The 14,689-nt window shown below is 55.4% G+C and carries 16 protein-coding genes and 1 other annotated feature; of the genes, 5 read left to right on the plus strand and 11 right to left on the minus strand.

Translation table 11 applies throughout. The features are described from left to right. Window positions 1-5 precede the first annotated feature (5 nt). Window positions 6-1,010 carry an NAD-dependent epimerase gene (locus NQ230_RS08365; RefSeq protein WP_257260738.1) on the minus strand — a complete coding sequence of 335 codons (1,005 nt, stop codon included), beginning with the start codon at window positions 1,008-1,010 and terminating at the stop codon, window positions 6-8. A 192-nt stretch (window positions 1,011-1,202) separates the two neighbouring features. Here NQ230_RS08365 and wzzB point away from each other — a divergent pair, with 192 nt between their 5' ends. Continuing rightward, window positions 1,203-2,183, plus strand: a complete 981-nt coding sequence (gene wzzB / locus NQ230_RS08370; protein WP_257260739.1) for an LPS O-antigen chain length determinant protein WzzB — start codon at window positions 1,203-1,205, stop codon at window positions 2,181-2,183. A 41-nt stretch (window positions 2,184-2,224) separates the two neighbouring features. Here wzzB and hisIE read toward each other — a convergent pair whose 3' ends face one another. The 9 genes from hisIE to hisL all read right to left on the minus strand — a co-directional run bounded on the left by hisIE (window position 2,225) and on the right by hisL (window position 9,441). Next, a complete protein-coding gene (gene hisIE / locus NQ230_RS08375; RefSeq protein WP_257260740.1) occupies window positions 2,225-2,836 on the minus strand; it encodes a bifunctional phosphoribosyl-AMP cyclohydrolase/phosphoribosyl-ATP diphosphatase HisIE in 612 nt (203 codons plus the stop codon). After that, on the minus strand, window positions 2,830-3,606 hold the full coding sequence (gene hisF / locus NQ230_RS08380; RefSeq protein WP_048029350.1) for an imidazole glycerol phosphate synthase subunit HisF: 777 nt from the start codon (window positions 3,604-3,606) through the stop codon (window positions 2,830-2,832). Before hisF ends, hisIE begins: the two co-directional genes overlap by 7 nt. Continuing rightward, window positions 3,588-4,325, minus strand: coding sequence for a 1-(5-phosphoribosyl)-5-[(5-phosphoribosylamino)methylideneamino]imidazole-4-carboxamide isomerase (gene hisA / locus NQ230_RS08385; protein WP_257260741.1), 738 nt, complete (start codon window positions 4,323-4,325; stop codon window positions 3,588-3,590). Before hisA ends, hisF begins: the two co-directional genes overlap by 19 nt. After that, entirely contained in the window at window positions 4,325-4,915 is a 591-nt protein-coding gene (hisH, locus tag NQ230_RS08390) for an imidazole glycerol phosphate synthase subunit HisH (RefSeq protein ID WP_023336242.1), read from the minus strand. The genes hisA and hisH overlap by 1 nt, the downstream gene beginning before the upstream one ends. Continuing rightward, the gene (gene hisB, locus NQ230_RS08395; protein WP_257260742.1) at window positions 4,915-5,982 is read right to left on the minus strand and encodes a bifunctional histidinol-phosphatase/imidazoleglycerol-phosphate dehydratase HisB; all 1,068 of its coding nucleotides are present in this window, start codon (window positions 5,980-5,982) and stop codon (window positions 4,915-4,917) included. The genes hisH and hisB overlap by 1 nt, the downstream gene beginning before the upstream one ends. Further along, window positions 5,979-7,040, minus strand: a complete 1,062-nt coding sequence (gene hisC, locus NQ230_RS08400) for a histidinol-phosphate transaminase (RefSeq protein WP_032658765.1) — start codon at window positions 7,038-7,040, stop codon at window positions 5,979-5,981. The genes hisB and hisC overlap by 4 nt, the downstream gene beginning before the upstream one ends. Continuing rightward, window positions 7,037-8,341, minus strand: a complete 1,305-nt coding sequence (gene hisD, locus NQ230_RS08405; protein WP_159514513.1) for a histidinol dehydrogenase — start codon at window positions 8,339-8,341, stop codon at window positions 7,037-7,039. The genes hisC and hisD overlap by 4 nt, the downstream gene beginning before the upstream one ends. Before the next feature lie 5 nt (window positions 8,342-8,346). After that, the gene (hisG, locus tag NQ230_RS08410) at window positions 8,347-9,246 is read right to left on the minus strand and encodes an ATP phosphoribosyltransferase (RefSeq protein WP_028018500.1); all 900 of its coding nucleotides are present in this window, start codon (window positions 9,244-9,246) and stop codon (window positions 8,347-8,349) included. 45 nt (window positions 9,247-9,291) lie between these two features. Continuing rightward, window positions 9,292-9,415: a sequence feature (His leader region), on the minus strand. Beyond that, entirely contained in the window at window positions 9,391-9,441 is a 51-nt protein-coding gene (gene hisL / locus NQ230_RS08415) for a his operon leader peptide (protein WP_001364200.1), read from the minus strand. Its footprint overlaps the feature before it by 25 nt. A gap of 175 nt (window positions 9,442-9,616) precedes the next feature. On the opposite strand from hisL, the gene NQ230_RS08420 reads away from it, so the two are divergent. The 4 genes from NQ230_RS08420 to NQ230_RS08435 all read left to right on the plus strand — a co-directional run bounded on the left by NQ230_RS08420 (window position 9,617) and on the right by NQ230_RS08435 (window position 13,043). Continuing rightward, entirely contained in the window at window positions 9,617-10,441 is an 825-nt protein-coding gene (locus NQ230_RS08420; RefSeq protein ID WP_257260743.1) for an SDR family oxidoreductase, read from the plus strand. Between the two features lie 42 nt (window positions 10,442-10,483). Next, a complete protein-coding gene (locus NQ230_RS08425) occupies window positions 10,484-11,413 on the plus strand; it encodes a LysR substrate-binding domain-containing protein (protein ID WP_213327951.1) in 930 nt (309 codons plus the stop codon). A gap of 219 nt (window positions 11,414-11,632) precedes the next feature. Further along, complete coding sequence (yoeI, locus tag NQ230_RS08430; RefSeq protein WP_099458931.1) at window positions 11,633-11,695, plus strand: membrane protein YoeI; 63 nt, start codon at window positions 11,633-11,635, stop codon at window positions 11,693-11,695. Continuing rightward, a complete protein-coding gene (locus tag NQ230_RS08435) occupies window positions 11,685-13,043 on the plus strand; it encodes an APC family permease (RefSeq protein ID WP_023336236.1) in 1,359 nt (452 codons plus the stop codon). The genes yoeI and NQ230_RS08435 overlap by 11 nt, the downstream gene beginning before the upstream one ends. 128 nt (window positions 13,044-13,171) lie before the next feature. Here NQ230_RS08435 and sbcB read toward each other — a convergent pair whose 3' ends face one another. After that, window positions 13,172-14,608, minus strand: a complete 1,437-nt coding sequence (gene sbcB / locus NQ230_RS08440; protein WP_371745452.1) for an exodeoxyribonuclease I — start codon at window positions 14,606-14,608, stop codon at window positions 13,172-13,174. Window positions 14,609-14,689: the final 81 nt, after the last annotated feature.

Below are 14,689 nucleotides of genomic sequence, written 5' to 3' on the forward strand. Positions count from 1 at the left end.
TGTATTCAAATTTTATAGAAACGTTTGTACCAGTCTACAAAGTTCTTCACCCCATCTTTAACCGAGGTTTGCGGTTTAAATCCGATCGCGTCATAAAGTGGCTGGGTATCGGCGCTGGTTTCCAGAACATCCCCGGCCTGGAGTGGCATCATATTTTTTTCCGCTTTTTTACCCAGGGCCTCTTCCAGAGCGGTGATGTAGCCCATCAGCTCTACTGGTGAACTGTTGCCGATGTTATAAACCCGATAAGGCGCTGAGCTGGTCGCAGGTGAGCCGGCCTCAACGGTCCAGTTTGGGTCTGACCGAGGAATAACATCCTGAAGGCGAATAATGGCTTCAGCGATATCATCAATGTACGTAAAGTCGCGCTTCATCTTACCGTAGTTATAGACATCAATGCTTTTGCCCTCAATCATCGCCTTAGTAAACTTAAACAGGGCCATGTCCGGGCGTCCCCACGGACCGTACACGGTGAAGAAGCGCAGGCCGGTGGTCGGCAAGTTGTACAGATGCGAATAGGTGTGCGACATCAGCTCATTGGCTTTTTTGGTCGCAGCATAGAGTGAGACCGGGTGATCCACGGAATCATCGGTGGAGAAGGGCATCTTGCGGTTGAGGCCATATACGGAGCTGGATGAGGCATAAAGCAGATGCTGAACGTTATTATGGCGGCAGCCTTCCAGCACGTTGAGATGGCCGATAAGGTTGGCATCCGCGTACGCGTGAGGGTTTTCCAGAGAGTAGCGTACACCCGCCTGGGCGGCCAGATGAATCACCCGATCAAACTTCTCACCAGCGAAAAGTGCGGCCATACCTTCGCGGTCGGCTAATTCCAGCTTGTGGAAGGTGAAACGCTCAGATTTTAACAGTTCCAGGCGTGCCAGCTTCAGGTTGACATCGTAGTATTCATTGAGGTTATCGATACCAACAACCTGATGACCGGCCTCAAGGAGGCGTTTACTGACATTCGCACCGATAAAACCTGCGGCACCCGTGACTAAAAATTTCATAGCTTCCCTCATAAAACCTATTCTTACAGATGCCATAGCGCATCACATGGCGTCTATGATAGCGCGAAGGATGTAAGTTACATAACCCATCTTTCCGATATTACTCATCGGATTCTTATAGAAAAATCGCCAGTAATAGATAAACTATGCAAACAAAATTATGTTTGCCCTTTTTCATCTGTTAGGGATTGTATGACACAAAACAACAATAGCCAGGTCAGCCGAAGCAATGACCCTGAGCAAATTGATTTATTTGATTTAGTACTGCAACTGTGGCGTGGAAAGTGGACGATAGCAGTCTTTGTTGTTGTTTTTATTGCCCTTGCTATTGGTTTTTTATCTATTGTAAAGGAAAAATGGACGTCAAGTGCAATTATTGCACAACCTGATGCTGCTCAGATAGCCAGCTATTCTAATGCATTGAATATCCTCTACGGTACCGCAGCACCTTCAATGCTTGATAATCAAACACGTGCTATTGGTCGTTTTAACTCCTCATTCTCCGCGTTGTCGCAGGCGCTGGAAAATCAGTCAGTGCCTGAAAAACTTACCATTGAGCCCACGGTTAAAGGACAGCCGTTACCATTAAGCGTCTCCTATACCAGTACATCCGCAGAAGCCGCACAAAAGCAATTGGCGCAGTATATCCAGCAGGTCGATGAGCAAACGGCGAAAGAACTTGCCGTTGACCTTAAGGACAACATCAAGGAACAGATAAAAACCCTGAATGACTCCCTGCAAAACCAGGAGAAGGTTGCTCAGGAGCAAAAAGATCTGCGTATCAAACAGATTGCTGAGGCACTCAAGAACGCTGAAGCAGCGAAAATAACCTCGCCGCAGGTCCAGCAAACCCAGGAGGTGACTCAGGAAACATTGTTCCTGCTGGGTAGCGAGGGGCTGAAATCGATGATTGACAATGAGGCTTCTCGTCCGCTGGTCTTCCCAACGGCCTATTACCAGACCAGGCGAAATCTGTTGGACATCCAGAATCTGAATGTAAACCCTGACACGATCCACGTTTACCGGTATGTCATGAAGCCGGAACTCCCAGTACATCGTGACAGTCCGAAAAAAGCGGTTGTTCTGATTCTTGCCGTGCTGCTGGGTGGTATTTTCGGTTCAGGTTTCGTGCTTGGCCGTAACGCCTTACGCAACTACAAACCAAAAGCCTGATTTGCAGATTAAAAAAAACCGGGGATATACCCCGGTTTTTTTTATTTGTGACGCTTACGAAGATTCTCTATCACCGCCGTCAAATCCAGCTCCTGATCCTGCAGCAGCACCAGCAGGTGATACATCAAATCAGACGCTTCATTCGTCAGTTCCTCGCGGTCATGCACCGTCGCGGCCAGCGCGGTCTCAACGCCTTCTTCTCCTACCTTCTGTGCGATACGCTTGGTTCCGCTGGCGTACAGCTTCGCGGTATAAGAACTCTCCGGATCCGCCGTTTTACGCTCTGCCAGCAGCTGTTCCAGTTGATACAGGAACAACCACTGGTGGCTCGTCTCACCGAAGCAGCTGCTGGTGCCCTTGTGGCAGGTCGGCCCGATCGGATTGACCAGCACCAGCAGGGTGTCGTTATCGCAGTCGGGCGCCATGCTGACCACATTGAGGAAATGGCCTGAGGTTTCCCCTTTGGTCCACAGACGCTGTTTCGTGCGCGAGAAAAACGTCACTTTGCCGCTGTCGATCGTTTTTTCCAGCGCGTCCTGGTTCATATACCCCAGCATCAGCACTTCGCCTGAGACGGCATGCTGGACAACTACCGGCAGTAATCCGTCCGTTTTTTTCCAGTCCAGCTGCGCCTGTTGTTGCTCTGTTAACATACCCTGATCTCCACGCCCTGGTCGGCCAGGTACGTTTTTAACTCACCAATATTAATAATCTGTTTGTGGAACACGGACGCGGCCAGCGCACCGTCCACGTTGGCATCGCGGAAGGCTTCGAGGAAGTGCTCCATGGTGCCCGCGCCGCCGGAGGCGATCAGCGGAACGTGGCAGACTGCACGGACTTTTTTCAGCTGCTCCAGATCGTAACCGTTACGCACGCCGTCCTGGTTCATCATGTTGAGGACAATCTCGCCCGCGCCACGCTTCTGCACTTCCTGCACCCAGTCGAGCGTTTCCCACTGCGTCACGCGCGTGCGGCTTTCATCTCCCGTGTACTGGTTGACGTGGTACTTGCCCGTTGCGGCGTCATACCAGGTGTCGATCCCAACCACAATACACTGTACGCCAAAACGATCGGCCAGGCGGGTGATCAGCTCCGGGTCGGCCAGGGCAGGGGAATTGATGGAAATCTTGTCGGCACCAAACGAGAGAATTTGGGCTGCGTCGTCTGCGGATTTAATCCCGCCCGCCACGCAGAACGGAATATCGATCACTTCCGCCACGCGCGCCACCCAGCTTTTGTCGACCACGCGGCCATCGCTGGAAGCGGTGATATCATAAAAGACCAGCTCGTCTGCCCCTTCATCGGCATAGCGTTTTGCCAGCGGGACGATGTCGCCAATGATCTCGTGGTTGCGGAACTGCACGCCTTTCACGACCTGACCATCGCGTACGTCCAGGCAAGGGATTATCCGTTTTGCCAGCATTGAATCGCCTCCGTCACAGTAAATTTACCTTCCAGCAGGGCTCGGCCCACAATCACGCCCTGTACGCCCGTTCCGCGCAGCGCGGCAATATCGTTTAAATCACCAATTCCGCCAGAAGACTGGAAGGCTACCTGCGGATAACGCGCACAGACCTCTTCATACAGCGAGACGTTGGAGCCCGCCAGCGTACCGTCGCGAGAGATGTCCGTGCATAACACGTGCTTCAGGCCAACGGGGAGATACATCTCGACCAGCGCCTCCAGCGTCACGCCGGAGTTTTCCTGCCAGCCGCTGACTGCCACCTGCTTATTACCCTGTTCGTCAATGCGCACGTCCAGAGCCAGCACCAGAGCGTCGGCGCCAAAGCGGCGGAACCAGCCTTTTACAATCTCAGGCTCTTTCACGGCGGTTGAACCGACCACCACGCGCGCTACGCCCGCGTCCAGCAGCGCCGCAACGTCATCTTCCGTACGCACGCCGCCGCCAACCTGTACCGGCACATCAACACCGGCGACCAGATTTTTCAGCAGGGGGATCTGTCGCTTTGCCGGATCTTTCGCGCCCGTCAAATCCACAAGATGCAGCACCTGCGCACCCTGGGCGGCATAATCCTGCAGACGCGGCAGCGGGTCGTTTCCGTAGTCTCGCTGCTGGCCATAATCGCCCTGGTGGAGACGAACAACCGTGCCGTCAATTAAATCTAAAGCGGGAATAATCATCACATCTCCAGGAAGTTTTTCAGCAGCTGCGCGCCTGCGGCGCCAGAGCGCTCCGGGTGAAACTGCACGCCGAAGAAATTGTCTTTCTGTACGGCCGCGGTAAACGCCTCGCCGTAGGTGCACTGGGCGATCGTATTCACGTTCACCGGCATGGCGTAGCTGTGCACGAAGTAAAAATACGCGCCGTCTTCGATGCCGCGAAACAGCCGGTCGCCCGCTTTGGCGTAAACGCGGTTCCAGCCCATATGCGGCAGAGGCAGGCCGTGGTCGGTCATTTTAGGCACGTCTTCGTCAATAATGCCCAGCAGGTCAACGCCGTTGCTCTCTTCGCTGCGGCGGCCCAGGATCTGCATACCCAGGCAAATGCCCAGCACCGGCTGGGTACAGGCTTTGATCAGATCGACCAGCTCGCGTTCGCGAATCTGATCCATCGCGGCCTGGGCGGTTCCCACGCCCGGTAAAAAGAGTTTGTCGGCACGCAGCACCACGTCCGGGTCACGGCTCACCGCCGGCTCATAGCCGTGGCGCGCAATTGCCGATTTCACGGAGTTCAGGTTGGCGCATCCGGTATCCAGAATCACCACGTTCATTACAGCACTCCTTTCGACGAGGGCAGGGCGTCGCCTTCCACGCGAATCGCCTGGCGAAGGGTACGGCCAAAGGCTTTGAAGAGACTCTCCACGCGGTGGTGGTCGTTCTTGCCTTTGGTCTTCAGGTGCAGCGTCAGGCCCATGGTGTAGGAGAATGAGCGGAAGAAGTGCTCCACCATTTCGGTGCTCAGATCGCCCACGCGCTGATAGGTGAAGTCGGCTTTATATTCCAGGTGCGGACGACCGGAGATATCCATCGCGCAGCGCGCCAGACACTCGTCCATTGGCAGAACGAAGCCAAAACGGTTAATGCCGCGCTTATCGCCGAGCGCCAGCTTCAGGGCTTCGCCCAGCGCCAGGCCGGTATCTTCCACGGTGTGGTGATCGTCGATATAAAGGTCGCCTTTTACCGCGATCTCCATGCGGAAGCCACCGTGGGTGGCAATCTGGTCCAGCATATGGTCGAAGAAACCGACGCCGGTGTGGATCTTGCTGCCGCCTTCACGGTCCAGCCAGACCTTCACATCAATCTGCGTCTCTTTGGTGTTGCGCTCAACGTGGGAATAGCGGTCGCGCTTTGTCAGCTGCTCGCCAATCTTCGCCCAGTTAAGGTTGTTGCGGTCGTAGCGCAGCCCCGCGATGCCCATGTTTTCCGCCAGCGTGATATCGGTGATACGATCGCCGATGACATAGCTGTTGGTTTTATCCAGCGCATCTTCAGCCAGGTAGCGCTCTACCAGCTTCACCTTTGGCTTACGGCAGTCACACTCGTCGGCTGGCATGTGCGGGCAAATTAGCACGTCATCAAATACCACGCCCTGAGAGCTCAGCACCTGCATCATCAGATTATGCGGGCCGTCAAAATCCGCCTGCGGGAAGCTGTCGGTACCCAGACCGTCCTGGTTGGTGATCATCACCAGCTTAAAGCCTGCTTTTTGCAGATTAAGCAGCACCGGGATCACGTCCGGTTCAAAAGCCAGCTTGTCGAATCGATCGACCTGAAAATCGGCTGGTGGCTCCGAAATAAGGGTGCCGTCACGATCGATGAAAAGGATCTTCTGGGTCATACTTTCTCCGCTTTCAGGGCGTCAATCACGCGCTGGCTCTCTGCACGGGTGCCTACGGTAATGCGCAGGCATCCGCTCAGAGAAGGTTGTTTATTCTGGTCTCGTAAGATAATGCCCTGATCCCACAAAGATTTAAATACGGCGCTGGAGGCGGTGAAGCGTACCAGGATGTAGTTGGTTTCCGAGTCGAACACCTGCTCCACGCAGGGAATATCCTTCAGGGCGGTCACCAGATACTGACGTTCCTCCAGGATTTGCGCCACGCGCTCGCGCATCGCGTTGATTCCCTGAGGCGTCAACGCCTGTGCTGCAATATCGGCAACCGGCGTCGAGAGCGGGTACGGGGCGATCACTTTCAGCAGCAGGTCTATGACTTCTTTATTCGCCAGGGTGAATCCGCAGCGCAAACCCGCAAGGGCAAAGGCTTTCGACAGCGTACGCAGTACCACCAGGTGCGGGTACTCCTCCAGCCAGCCTGCAAGCGTTGCCTGCGGGCAGAACTCGATGTAGGCTTCGTCGGCCACCACCAGGGCTTTACCGCGCGTCATCTCCAGCAGGGTGCGGATATCCTGCGGGTTGATAATCTGTCCGGTCGGGTTGTTCGGGCTACAGACAAAGACGACTTTTACGCCATCAAGATTGTCTGCAATGCCCTGCAGATCCAACTGCCAGTTCTCCAGCGCCTGCACGTTGCGGCACGCCACGCCGAAGGTTTCCGCGCTGACGCTGTACATGCCGTAGGTAGGCTGGCAGTACATCACCGCGTCTTTGCCCGGCTCGCAGAAGGCGCGGATCAGCAGTTCAATACCCTCATCCGCACCGCGGCTGACCAGTACCTGCTCCGGCTTCACGCCCGCGTACTGCGCGTAGTTTTCAATAACGGCCTTTGGCTGACACTCCGGATAGCGGTTCAGCGTTTGCTGGGACAGCTCAAACTGCACCGCCGTTGGAAATTCGTTGGCGTTCAGCCAGACATCCCCTTTGCCGCCGAGACGACGCGCGGACTGGTAAGGCGTCAGGCGACGGACATTTTCGCGGGCTAATTCTTCAATGTTCATGCTTGCTCCTTCAGGGCTGCAACGCGCAGCGTAACGGCATTTTTGTGGGCGGTCAGCCGCTCGGCGGCAGCGAGGGTTTCAATAGTCGAAGCCAGTGACGCAAACCCTTCGCGGGAGAGTTCCTGCACGGTCATGCGTTTCTGGAAATCCGCCAGGCCCAGGCTGGAACAGGTTGAGGTGTAGCCATACGTTGGCAGCACGTGGTTGGTGCCGGAGGCGTAATCCCCCGCGGACTCCGGGGACCAGTCGCCGAGGAACACCGAGCCCGCGCTGGTAATGCTATCGACCAGATCGCGCGCGCTGCGGGTCTGAATAATCAGGTGCTCCGGACCGTACTGGTTGGAGATGGCAATGCACTGGTCCAGATCGCGCGCCACAATCAGGCGGCTGGCCGCGAGCGCCTGGCGCGCCGTGTCGGCGCGGGGCAGGTCGGCAAGCTGACGCTCAACGGCTTCGCCTACGCGTTTCGCCATATCGGCATCCGGCGTCAGCAGGATGACCTGCGAGTCCGGGCCGTGTTCCGCCTGAGAAAGCAGGTCGGAGGCAACGAAGTCTGGCGTTGCGCCGCTGTCGGCAATCACCAGTACTTCAGACGGGCCGGCAGGCATATCGATGGCCGCGCCGTCCAGACGCTGGCTGACCTGACGCTTGGCTTCGGTCACGTACGCATTGCCTGGGCCAAAGATTTTGTCGACCTTCGGAATGGATTCCGTCCCGAACGCCAGGGCTGAAATCGCCTGCGCGCCGCCCACTTTATATACCGCCTGCACGCCGCACAGCTTCGCCGCATAAAGGATCTCGTCGGCAATTGGTGGCGGTGAGCAAAGCACCACTTTCTGACACCCGGCAATGCGTGCGGGAGTCGCCAGCATCAGCACGGTGGAGAAAAGCGGGGCAGAGCCGCCAGGAATATAGAGGCCGACGGAGGCAACCGGGCGCGTGACCTGCTGGCAACGCACGCCGGGCAGGGTTTCGACATCGACGCTCTGCAGCTTTTGCGCGGTGTGGAAGGTATCAATGTTTTTCACCGCGACGGCCATCGCCTGTTTGATGTCGTCACCCAGACGGTTGCTGGCGTCAATGATTTCCTGCTCGGTTACCCGTAATGCGCCGACTTCCGTCTTATCAAATTTTGCACTGTATTCACGCAGCGCGTCATCGCCGCGGGCTTTGACGTTGTCCAGGATCTCCGCCACGGTGCGTGAGATGCTTTCTGAGGCGGAAATCGCCGGGCGCATCAGCAGCTCGCGCTGCTGTGCATCGCTACAGGTATTCCAGTCGATGATTGTGTTAAAGCTCATGGCGATTACTCCATCATCTTCTCAATAGGCAGCACCAGGATGGAGCTTGCACCCAGCGCCTTCAGTTTTTCCATGGTTTCCCAGAACAGGGTTTCGCTGCTCACCATGTGCATCGCCACGCGCTGCTGATCGCCCGCCAGCGGCAGGATGGTTGGGCGCTCAGCGCCCGGCAGCAGGGCAATCACTTCATCCAGACGCTCGGTTGGGGCGTGCATCATGATGTATTTGGACTCACGCGCCTGAATCACGCCCTGAATACGGGTCAGCAGCTTGTCGATCAGCTGCTGCTTGGCATCGGCCATGTCGCCGTCACGCTGAATCAGGCACGCTTTAGAGCGATAGATGACTTCAACTTCGCGCAGACCGTTCGCTTCCAGCGTCGCGCCGGTAGAGACGAGGTCACAGATGGCGTCCGCCAGACCCGCACGCGGTGCCACTTCAACGGAGCCGTTCAGCAGGCAGGATTTAAACTGCACGCCTTTCTGGTCGAGATAACGCTTTAACAGGTGAGGATAAGAGGTGGCGATACGTTTGCCGTTCAGCGCGGCCGGGCCGTCCCACGCTTCATCAACCGGCGTTGCCAGCGACAGGCGGCAGCCGCCGAAGTCCAGACGACGCAGGGTGAAGTAACGCGGATCTTCGCCCTGCGCGCGGCGGGTCAGCAGCTCTTCTTCCAGCACGTTTTCACCGATGATGCCGAGGTCAACGACGCCGTCCATAACCAGACCGGGAATATCGTCATCACGCACGCGCAGAATGTCGATGGGCATGTTTTCAGCCAGAGCAATCAGGCGCTGGGTGTGCAGGTTAATTTTAATCCCGCAGCGGGCCAGCAGTTCGCGTGAGTCGTCGCTCAAACGGCCTGATTTTTGAATAGCTATGCGTAAGCGTGAGTTATCTAACATTCTTTATTCCTCGTTAACCTGTTTTAACCTGTCTGAATTCGGTCCAAAAAAAAGCCCCCGGAAGAAGATCTTCCGGGGGCTTTCTCATGCGTTCATGCACCACTGGAAGATCCAAACGTCTTCCAGCACACATCGCCTGAAAGACTAGTCAGGATGATGGTGATGATGGTGGTGTTTAAATTGAACGCGTGTCATATAAATTCTCGATGAATGCTTATTCATTTGATGTCTTTTAACCTAAACCAGTTGTACGACATATTGCAAGGGCTTTTTTTGATCATTAATTCATTTCATATTGATGCTATGAATTGTGTGTTCTGCCAGGCTGGCGTAGCCTTATAAAAGACGAGTGAGAGTCAGGAGAATTCGCATGAAAAAGGTCGCGATTGTCGGTTTAGGATGGCTGGGAATGCCGCTGGCGATGTCATTAGCCACGAAAGGCTGGCAGGTGACCGGGAGCAAAACCACGGCGGATGGGGTAGAGGCAGCTCGCATGTGCGGTATTGATGGCGTTGAACTGCGTCTTGAACCGGAGCTGGTGTGTGATGCTGACGATCTGGACACGCTGATGAACGTCGATGCGCTGGTGATCACGTTACCCGCGCGGCGCAGCGGGCCGGGCGAGTCGTTTTATCTGCAGGCGATGCAGGAGATTGTCGACAGCGCGCTGGCGCACCATGTTCCGCGCATCATTTTTACCAGCTCAACGTCGGTCTATGGCGAAGTTGAGGGCGTGGTGAAAGAAAGTTCCGAGCGCCGTCCCGTGACGGCGAGCGGTCAGGTTCTGAAAGAGCTGGAAGACTGGCTGCATCATCTTCCCGGCACGCAGGTCGATATCGTACGTCTGGCGGGGCTGGTGGGCCCTGGTCGCCATCCGGGACGCTTTTTTGCCGGGAAATCCGCGCCAGACGGCCAGCATGTCGTCAATCTTGTACATCTTGACGATGTTGTTGGCGCAATTGAGCTACTCCTACAGGCTCCGAAAGGTGGACACATCTATAATATATGTGCACCGTCTCATCCGGCGCGCAGCACGTTTTACCCGCTGATGGCACGTCAGCTGGGCCTGGCGGCGCCGGTTTTCGGTGAGGCAAAGGATGACAGTAAAGGCAAAATTGTTGATGGCAATCGCATTTGTCATGAGCTGGGGTTTGAGTATCAGTATCCCGATCCGCTGTTGATGCCCATGGAATAAGTCCCGCAGCGGAGACGATCGCACACCAGAAGGGGGGCGAGCATGAAACCGCTGCTGGATGTTCTTATTATTCTGGATGCACTGGAAAAAGAGGGGAGCTTTGCCGCTGCGTCGGCAAAGCTCTACAAAACCCCATCTGCGTTGAGCTATACCGTTCAAAAACTGGAAAGCGATCTTAATATCCAGATCCTCGATCGCTCCGGGCACCGCGCTCGTTTTACCCGTACCGGTCAGATGCTGCTGGAAAAAGGCCGCGAAGTCCTTCATACCGTCCGTGAACTCGAAAAACAGGCCGTTAAACTCCATCAGGGGTGGGAAAACGAGCTGGTTATTGGCGTGGATGATACCTTTCCGTTTTCTCTCCTGACGCCGCTGATTGAAGCCTTTTATCAACACCACAGCGTCACCCGGCTTATCTTTATCAACGGCGTGCTGGGGGGCTCCTGGGATGCCTTAACGCAGGGCAGGGCGGATATTTTTGTCGGTGCACTCCATGAGCCTCCCCAGCTGAGTGATTTTGGTTTTGCCCGGCTGGGCGTGCTCGAGCAGGTGTTTGCCGTCGCGCCCCATCATCCCCTGGCTCAGGAACCCGAGCCCATTAACCGTCGCGTGATTAAAGGCTACCGCGCCATCGTGGTCGGGGACAGCTCGCGCCCGGAATGTTCGGTCTCCTCGCAGCTGCTCGATGAGCAGGAGGCCATTACCGTTTTCGACTATAAAACCAAGCTGGAACTGCAAATAAGCGGCCTGGGCTGCGGCTATTTACCCCGCTATCTGGCGCAGCGGTTTATTGACAGCGGTGCGCTTGTTGAAAAACAGGTACTTGCTCAAAGCAGTAATGACTCGGTGTGGGTAGGCTGGAATGAACAAACTGCCGGGCTGGCCAGCGCCTGGTGGCGGGACGAGATTTTAGCAAATAGTGCTATCGCCGCCGTTTACTCTCAGCCCGGCGTCCAGAAATCAGCCAGTTAGCAAAAAGAAAATTGTCCCGTGCTTTGCAAAGTATTGCCTTTTGTATCCGATGTGGGGCAAAATGCCGCCGCTGCAACCAAATGAATAATCGACGATATAAAAGGCGTCGGTTATTTTTTTTTGCATGTACGAAACGAAACTAAAAACCAAGAGGCCGGGCTTCGTACCGGATAGATATTTACTAAAATCCGACAGTTGTTGTCGCTGAGGAAGAAAGAAATGGGGCAATTTTTCGCTTACGTGGCGGTTATCACCGTAAAGGAGAATAACTATGTCGCATAACGCAACTCCAAACACCTCTCGCGTGGAATTACGTAAAACGCTTACGTTGATTCCGGTTGTTATGATGGGCCTCGCCTATATGCAACCGATGACGCTGTTCGATACATTCGGTATCGTATCGGGCCTCACAGACGGTCACGTGGCAACGGCTTACGCCTTTGCGCTGGTCGCTATTCTCTTTACTGCGCTGAGCTACGGTAAACTGGTTCGCCGTTTCCCGTCTGCAGGCTCTGCCTACACCTATGCCCAAAAATCCATCAGCCCGGCGGTTGGCTTTATGGTGGGCTGGTCATCTCTGCTGGACTACCTGTTCATGCCGATGATCAACATTCTGCTGGCAAAAATTTACTTCGAAGCGCTGGTGCCTTCTGTTCCATCGTGGATCTTCGTTGTCGCGCTGGTGGCCTTTATGACCATCTCTAACCTGCGCAGCATCAAGACCGTGGCGAACTTCAATACCCTGATTGTTATTCTGCAGATGGGCATTGTGGCGGTTATCGTTGGCCTGATCATCTACGGTGTTTCTCACGGTGAAGGTGCAGGTACGCTGACCAGCACGCGTCCATTCTGGTCTGAAGGTGCGCACGTTGTGCCGATGATTACCGGTGCGACGATTCTGTGCTTCTCGTTCCTGGGCTTTGACGGTATCTCTTCTCTGTCCGAAGAGACCAAAGATGCTGAGCGCGTGATCCCGAAAGCGATTTTCCTGACAGCGCTGATTGGCGGCCTGATCTTTATCGGCGCTTCCTACTTCCTGCAGCTGTACTTCCCGGACATCTCTCGCTTTAAAGATCCGGATGCGTCACAGCCTGAAATCATGCTGTATGTTGCGGGTAAAACCTTCCAGTGGGGCGTGCTGATCTTCTCCAGCGTGACCGTACTGGCGTCCGGCATGGCGGCACACGCAGGCGTTTCTCGTCTGATGTACGTGATGGGCCGTGACGGCGTATTCCCGACCCGTTTCTTCGGCTACGTTCATCCGAAATGGCGTACTCCGGCGTGGAACGTGCTGCTGGTTGGCGCTATTGCCCTGCTGGCGATTAAATTCGACCTGGTGACGGCGACCGCGCTGATTAACTTCGGTGCGCTGGTGGCGTTTACCTTCGTTAACCTCTCCGTGATCTCCCAGTTCTGGATCCGTGAGAAGCGCAACAAAACGCTGAAAGACCACTTCAACTATCTGGTGCTGCCAGTGTGTGGTGCCCTGACCGTGGGCGCGCTGTGGATTAACCTGGAAGAGAGCTCTATGGTTCTGGGTCTGATCTGGGGTGCTATCGGTTTGGTTTACCTGGCTTGCGTCACGAAGAGCTTCCGTAACCCGGTTCCTCAGTACGAAGACGTTGCATAATGACTCGTCGGGTGGCGCTAGCGCTTACCCGGCCTACAAAAAAAACACACCCGTATGCCCGCGTAAGCGCAGCGCCACCGGGCAAAAAAACCGGAGACTATTGTCTCCGGTTTTTTTATCTGGGAATTTCAGACTATCTCTTGCGCGTACTGGAACAGGGATTTCAAAAGTGCCTGTTTTTCAGCATTCCCTTCATACTGGCCATAAAGCATTTCCAGCTCCTGGGCATAGCTATTAAGGAACTCCGGGGTAAAGACATTGCGACGATGCTGCAGCCAGCGATCCTGCTCTGCCTCGTCCAGCGTGCCGGGGTAGTTACGCGCGCGGTAATTAAACATCAGCCTTTCGATGCGTTTATCGGCGAAGGTGATATCCAGCGCAGGCAAGTTGCGCGGCTCGGTTTGCAGAACGATATTCATCGCCGCGCGATCGGCATCGCTGAAGAAACCGTTATAGAGCTGGGCATCCACGTTTTCTGACGGAACGAAAGGCTCCGCCTCGGCAAAGATGGCAACCACTTTCTCGCGCACCTGAGGATTATCACGCAGCACTTTCAGATTATCGAGGCAGTGCTGCCGGTTTATGCCCAGCCTGTCAGCATCTTCCGGGCGCAGCGTATTGGCCTGCGCCAGGACCGGACATTTATTGATATGCACCAGTTTGACCGGCACCGCAGGCAGATCCCCGAGTTCATTTTTCGGGGTATAAAGCCGTTCGCGTAGGGTATCGCTGTCAAGCTCAAGCAGCGGCGAAATATCGCCGGCCAAATCCACCATGATGACCGCATTACGGTTATCCGGATGCCAGGCCAGCGGGGCGACCCAGCTGGTATTACCGCGCCAGGCGCCAAACATGCCGGAAATATGCACCAGCGGCTTCATCTGCGGCACATCAATCAGCGTGGTCAACTTCTGTTTACTGCGGTGGCTCAGCAGATACTCAAACAGCCGGGGCTGTGCGCTTTTCACCAGCTTCGCCATGGCAATGGTGGCATAGACGTCCGCCATCGCGTCGTGGGCATTGCTGTGCTCGATGCCGTTGGCGCGCGTCAGGTGTTCCAGCCGGAAGCTGGTCAGCCCTTCCTCATTTTCTGGCCAGTTAATGCCTTCAGGACGCAGGGCATAACAGGCGCGCATGATGTCGAGTAAATCCCAGCGTGAGTTGCGGTTCTGCCAGCTCCAGGCATAGGGATCGTAAAAGTTACGATAGAAGATGTTGCGCGTCACTTCGTCATCGAAGCGGATGTTGTTGTAACCGACCACGCAGGTATTGGGGACGGTAAACAGATCGTGGATGCGTCGGGCGAATTCTGCCTCGTTAACGCCTTTCTCACGCGCTTCCTGAGGGGTGATCCCGGTGACCATGACCGCCCCGGGCTGCGGCAGGTAGTCATCCGCAGGCTTGCAGTAAAAGACCTCAGGCTCGCCAATGATGTTGAATTCGTCGTCGGTACGGATGGCGGCAAACTGCGCCGGTCGGTCCAGCGCCGGGTGCGTGCCAAAGGTTTCGTAGTCGTGGAACAAAAAAGTCGGGCGAGCGGCAGAGTCAGACACCAGTAATACCATCCTGTTAAAAAATGACGTCACTATGGTAAACGATCGTGCGGTCCAGACCGAATAAAAAGCACCGCCATGGCGCAAATTTGC

This window comes from Enterobacter asburiae (assembly GCF_024599655.1).
In the GTDB taxonomy this organism is placed as follows: domain Bacteria; phylum Pseudomonadota; class Gammaproteobacteria; order Enterobacterales; family Enterobacteriaceae; genus Enterobacter; species Enterobacter asburiae_D.

What these genes read in the sequence shown, in the direction of transcription:
- hisIE (WP_257260740.1), bottom strand. Translation starts at nt 2,836, where the DNA reads ATGTTAACAGAGCAACAACAGGCGCAGCTGGACTGGAAAAAAACGGAC.
- hisF (WP_048029350.1), bottom strand. Translation starts at nt 3,606, where the DNA reads ATGCTGGCAAAACGGATAATCCCTTGCCTGGACGTACGCGATGGTCAG.
- hisC (WP_032658765.1), bottom strand. Translation starts at nt 7,040, where the DNA reads ATGAACATTGAAGAATTAGCCCGCGAAAATGTCCGTCGCCTGACGCCT.
- hisD (WP_159514513.1), bottom strand. Translation starts at nt 8,341, where the DNA reads ATGAGCTTTAACACAATCATCGACTGGAATACCTGTAGCGATGCACAG.
- hisH (WP_023336242.1), bottom strand. Translation starts at nt 4,915, where the DNA reads ATGAACGTGGTGATTCTGGATACCGGATGCGCCAACCTGAACTCCGTG.
- NQ230_RS08420 (WP_257260743.1), top strand. Translation starts at nt 9,617, where the DNA reads ATGAAAAAGGTCGCGATTGTCGGTTTAGGATGGCTGGGAATGCCGCTG.
- hisB (WP_257260742.1), bottom strand. Translation starts at nt 5,982, where the DNA reads ATGACCCAGAAGATCCTTTTCATCGATCGTGACGGCACCCTTATTTCG.
- hisA (WP_257260741.1), bottom strand. Translation starts at nt 4,325, where the DNA reads ATGATTATTCCCGCTTTAGATTTAATTGACGGCACGGTTGTTCGTCTC.
- NQ230_RS08425 (WP_213327951.1), top strand. Translation starts at nt 10,484, where the DNA reads ATGAAACCGCTGCTGGATGTTCTTATTATTCTGGATGCACTGGAAAAA.
- wzzB (WP_257260739.1), top strand. Translation starts at nt 1,203, where the DNA reads ATGACACAAAACAACAATAGCCAGGTCAGCCGAAGCAATGACCCTGAG.
- NQ230_RS08365 (WP_257260738.1), bottom strand. Translation starts at nt 1,010, where the DNA reads ATGAAATTTTTAGTCACGGGTGCCGCAGGTTTTATCGGTGCGAATGTC.
- NQ230_RS08435 (WP_023336236.1), top strand. Translation starts at nt 11,685, where the DNA reads ATGTCGCATAACGCAACTCCAAACACCTCTCGCGTGGAATTACGTAAA.
- sbcB (WP_371745452.1), bottom strand. Translation starts at nt 14,608, where the DNA reads ATGGTATTACTGGTGTCTGACTCTGCCGCTCGCCCGACTTTTTTGTTC.
- hisG (WP_028018500.1), bottom strand. Translation starts at nt 9,246, where the DNA reads ATGTTAGATAACTCACGCTTACGCATAGCTATTCAAAAATCAGGCCGT.